The sequence below is a fragment of the Mycobacterium neumannii genome (genome assembly GCF_002245615.1).
In the GTDB taxonomy this organism is placed as follows: Bacteria; Actinomycetota; Actinomycetes; order Mycobacteriales; family Mycobacteriaceae; genus Mycobacterium; species Mycobacterium neumannii_A.
In genome coordinates this window covers 20451-24902 of record NZ_NKCO01000022.1, presented here as the reverse complement: position 1 = coordinate 24902, position 4452 = coordinate 20451, and the positions used below count along the sequence as shown (strand labels likewise).

Genomic DNA, 4452 nt, shown 5'->3' with positions numbered 1-4452 from the left:
CCGCTGCTCTGGATCAGTAGACATCACCAGTAGAAGGCGACTCAACCGGTCCGCCAAGTCGGAGACATCAAGCTCCACGAGCGGATGGCCGGCGCCCAAAGAGCTTAGATGGAGCTGATCGCCATCTTTGAAGAAGACCAGCGCGGCCTGGTCGCCGAACCCGGCATTGGTCAGTGTGCCTGTCGCCAGGGCGCCATCGAAGTGGCCCATATGCGCAGCGGGAATGATATTCACAACGACCCGATTGGACGCACGCCCAGCGTCGTTGAGGCGCGTTGCACTCTCGACCGTCTGCACCGGAAACCGCTGGTGTTGCAAAGCTTCCCGGATTCGGGTGTCGACGTGTCGACAAAACCCCGCAACCGAAGAGTCGGCCGGAGTTTTCAACACAAGTGGCACAACGCCAGAAACCATCCCGGTAACAGCCTGTGATTCTGGACGCACTCGCCTGCTAACAGGAAAATCAAGTACAACTTCCGAACGCTCAGCGTCGTACTCACTCACCAATAGCGCGCAGGCGGCAGTGATCACGGACGACCGACGTACGCCCAGGTGGCTCGACAAAGCGTCGATGCGTTCCACAATCTGCGGCTCCAGTGGAAGCGGTGGGGAGAACTCGTCTGCATCACTGGGGGTCGCTGTGGCGTGCGCTAAGGGGAGAGTCAGCGGCCTTTCGGCAGGAAGATTGCTAGCCCAATAGGCACGATCATCGAGATAGTCCGTGGAGGTTTCGTATTCCAGCTCGCACTGAACCAGGTCTTGCAGGGAGCCGAAGAAAGCCGGGGGTATCTCGTCGCCAACGGCAAAGGCAGAGTAAACAGCTGCGATTCGATGCAGAACCAGAGTAAGGCCGATTCCGTCTACCGCGATATGGTGGCAGCATGCGAACAAGTAGTTTTCGTCTATTCGGGTCTGCAACAGTGCGAACTTGAATAGTGGCCCAGAAAGAGGCATCGGCATGCGGCGGATACTCGATGCCAAGCGATGCGTTTCCTCGACGGGATCTTGCGAGCGCATCAAGTCATAGCGGCGTAGCTCAACCAACGGGTGATCAACCGGCTTCTGGAAAACTTGCCCAGCCATTTCGAAGAATTCGGCTCTAAGTGGTTCAGCCTCACCCACCACATGACAGATCGCCGATTCAAGGAGATCGGGATCTATGGAACCCTCGATCCGCAGGAGTCCGCCGAGATGTAGCGTCGCGTCGGCGCGGCCCGTTTCTTCCGCAAGCCACATCTCGAACTGTCTCGGCGTAACCGGATAGACCCGGTCATCGAGTTCCATTGGTTCCCCTCAATCGGCCAAGTACGTCAGGCGCTTTGCTCATCGGAGTCTGGCCCCCGCCGAGCCTCTCGCGCAGACCTTTTGATTCGCGTGCGAAGTCCTGTCGGAAGCAGTCCAAGACGCAGGGCGCTAGACTTTGCCGTGAACCGCTCATCAGCAGGTTGTGACACACCCAAAGACAAGGAACAGGCTGCAGCGCTCACCGCTGGTCGAAACGACAAACCACCGTTGGGGCAGTCGAACGGGTCGATGCTCACAGCTCTCCAGATTTACTTTTGCGAGTGGGACTGTTCCGAACCATACTAAGCCGAGCCAGATCTGTGATGCGATTCAGCAAAGTCTCTAGGTGTTATGCGCTTCACAGCTTAGCATCCGGAGCGCTCGGGCCGCGAAACGCTATCGCCTGCGGTGATGGGCCAGCTCGGACTGCGTGCCGGCGGCTTGGCGCGTCCCGATTTTTCTAGGCTCAGTGAACTCAACGGGTTCCGTGGATTGGCCGAGCGAGGTCTCCCAACGGACTGATCCCGCTATGCGTGCGCAGGTGCCGTTTGACTCACGAAGCGACTCCCGCAATGACGCGGAGGAGCTATTTGGAAATGACGTTTCGAAACCGCTCGATCAGAATCGACCCATTATTGACGGCGCGTTCTCAAATGGGGCAGTTAGCCGTCGTTCGCCCTCCACGCACCTCTGACGCTGTCATTGTCGGCATCCGAAAATGTTGGCATCAACTCTTCATGATCGAAGTATGCCCTTACAGGTGGCGTTTGGGCGCCTTCAGCTGTGGCGGCAGTTTGCTGAACTACTCTGCGGTTCGAAACAGCGGAGAGAACAGTGCAGAATTCTCGAGCTGCACTGCATGCCGTTACATGGCGGACGTCATTGGTGCTGGATGACTCCGATTTACCCTCACATCGGCAAAGTACTGAGCCAGGTTCAGCGCTCCTGCTGCTTGATGGCGAATCGAACTGAGGGGCCGTCGCGGTGCAGCAAAATGCGGTGCCCCTCGAAATAGTCGTCGACAGCCTTGCGGGCACCCTTCCAGTACCCGTAATCATCGATGACCAACACTCCGCCGACCGGAATTCGTGGATAGAGATTCTCGAGCTCATGGCGTGTTGACTCGTATAGGTCGGTGTCGAGGCGCAGCAGAGCTATCGTCTCAGGCGCTTGCGCAGGAATAGTGTCCTCCACGGGACCAGCTACGAGATTGATCCGCTCTGCGGGATATCCGGTGGAGGTCAAGAGAGCGAAGACGTCATCGCGCGAAGGCTTGAAATGGGTCACCTTCGGCACTACGCGGTCGTACAGTGCCTTACCGATCCGGCCCGGGTTCATAGAACTCTGAACCGATGTGCCGTTGAAGAGCACATCTTCGTCGGTAGGTTGGTACGGGAAACCGGACGGCCCCATGCCGGCCCACACGTCATACCCGTAGATGTCGCGGTCGACGATGCCACGTTGACGGAGCCGCAACAGCATCGCCAGCAGACTTCCGCCGCGCCAAACTCCGCACTCGACGAAGGCCCCCGGAATGTCGTTGTCGACAATGTAATCGACGCTCCCGCATAAGGCGGCAACGCGATCGCTCGAGGTCAGAGTGTACGGGTCGACCCTGCGGATGATGTCCTGTGTGGATTCATCCAGATCAACGAACTTGTGGCGCGAGTCCATCCGACGAATCCGGCGCACAATCCGCGAGGTGACATAGTCAGCGACGACGGGCACCGTTGGCTTGCTCATCGAGTTTCCCTCCTCTGACGCAAAAGCTACGAGACGCAATCATTGCGCAAGGCGCTGGATGCGTGTCAGCCCCTACCCCATCACACTTCAACTTTGTTCACCGGTACGCTGCCCTGCACTGTCGACATTGCGAGCGTCAGTAGCCCCAGCCACCTCGTCTGCCTCAGCATTGGTCGCCTCCGACAGCGCTTCGCGCTCCAGAAGATCGGCAGCGATGGCAACGCTTTCCGCAGGTTTGGTCATCTGCGCAGCGATCTCGCGGGCTCGGGTGACGTATTCCCCCGCGACGATTGTCCGCAAGTCCTCAACCAATGATTCGCGGCTGATGTCCGCAAAGGGCCGTGCTGCACCGACTTTCAGGCGTTTCACCAGAGCGCCCCAGCGCGCCTGCTCAGGCCACGTCGAAAGAATCAGCGTCGGGACTCCGGCACGCAAGCCCGCAGCCGTTGTCCCTGAGCCACCGTGGTGAACGACCGCACGGCAGGCCGGGAAGACCGTCGCATGATTCATCGCGGAAGCAACCTTGACGCTGTCGGACTGCATCTCGCTGAAGCCGCTCCATCCAGAGCAGATCAGCGCCCGCTCACCTAGCTCCGCGCACGCATCCGTGATCATCGCGAACACATTGTCGGCGGACTCGACCAGGTCGACTGGGATGCTGCCGAACCCGAAATATATGGGCGGTTTTCCCGCGGCTATCCACGATGCGATCTCCTCGTCGGCGTCGGTCGGCAACTGCATCGTCAGCGTGCCGACAAACGGCCGCCTTTGGCCCCACTCGGCCGCCAATCCGGGAAACCAAACCTCGTCGTACGCCTGAATCTCCAGCGACCCGGCGATCCTGCGTGGGGCAGGCGCCGTCGCCTTGGGCAGACCGAGTTCGCCGCGTTGCTTGTCTTCGGCCTTTTTGTACAGCACCCTCCACTGGACCCACTCACCGAACTTCGTCACCGCGCGCTCGAACACTCGCCCGTTAGCTCGCATAGGGACGAAATGCATCACCGCCAGCGGGATACCGTGATACTCAGCGACGTTGGCCGCGACATCTTCCCCGAGAGGGCCGGTTAGCAGCAGGTCGGCGTCCTTGGCCAGCCCCATCAATGTGGAGTCCGCCTCTTCAAGGTACTGGGCCAAGAGCGCACGATCCTCCTGCCACAGTCTCCGCAGGTCCGCAACCTTCGAGGGATGGGACATTCGGGCCTGGAATTCACGATGGACGTCCTGCCACAAACGCGCGTTCGGGCCGTATCCGACCGCCTCAAGCCCGGCGGACTCGACGAACCCCACCATGTCCGGCGCTACTGCCAAATACACCTGGTGTCCGCGGTGCAGCAACTCCCGCCCGACGGCAACGCAGGGCTCCACATCGCCACGACTTCCGTAGCTTGCCAGCACGAATCTTAGGGATTTAGCCATCCACTGCCC

General features: G+C 59.7%; 2 protein-coding genes and 1 pseudogene. All 3 read right to left on the bottom strand.

Going from position 1 to position 4452, the window contains the following annotated elements:
• Positions 1-309: 309 nt before the first annotated feature.
• Positions 310-1236, bottom strand: a pseudogene (locus CEX88_RS26650) (condensation domain-containing protein); the annotation flags it as partial.
• Between the two features lie 984 nt (positions 1237-2220).
• The gene (locus tag CEX88_RS20925; protein WP_094294947.1) at positions 2221-3027 is read right to left on the bottom strand and encodes a TylF/MycF/NovP-related O-methyltransferase; all 807 of its coding nucleotides are present in this window, start codon (positions 3025-3027) and stop codon (positions 2221-2223) included.
• Positions 3028-3114: 87 nt separating this feature from the next.
• The gene (locus tag CEX88_RS20920) at positions 3115-4443 is read right to left on the bottom strand and encodes a glycosyltransferase (RefSeq protein WP_094294946.1); all 1329 of its coding nucleotides are present in this window, start codon (positions 4441-4443) and stop codon (positions 3115-3117) included.
• Between the last annotated feature and the right edge of the window lie 9 nt (positions 4444-4452).

Coding starts and splice junctions, on each gene's coding strand:
- CEX88_RS20925 (WP_094294947.1), bottom strand. CDS start 3,027: ATGAGCAAGCCAACGGTGCCCGTCGTCGCTGACTATGTCACCTCGCGG.
- CEX88_RS20920 (WP_094294946.1), bottom strand. CDS start 4,443: ATGGCTAAATCCCTAAGATTCGTGCTGGCAAGCTACGGAAGTCGTGGC.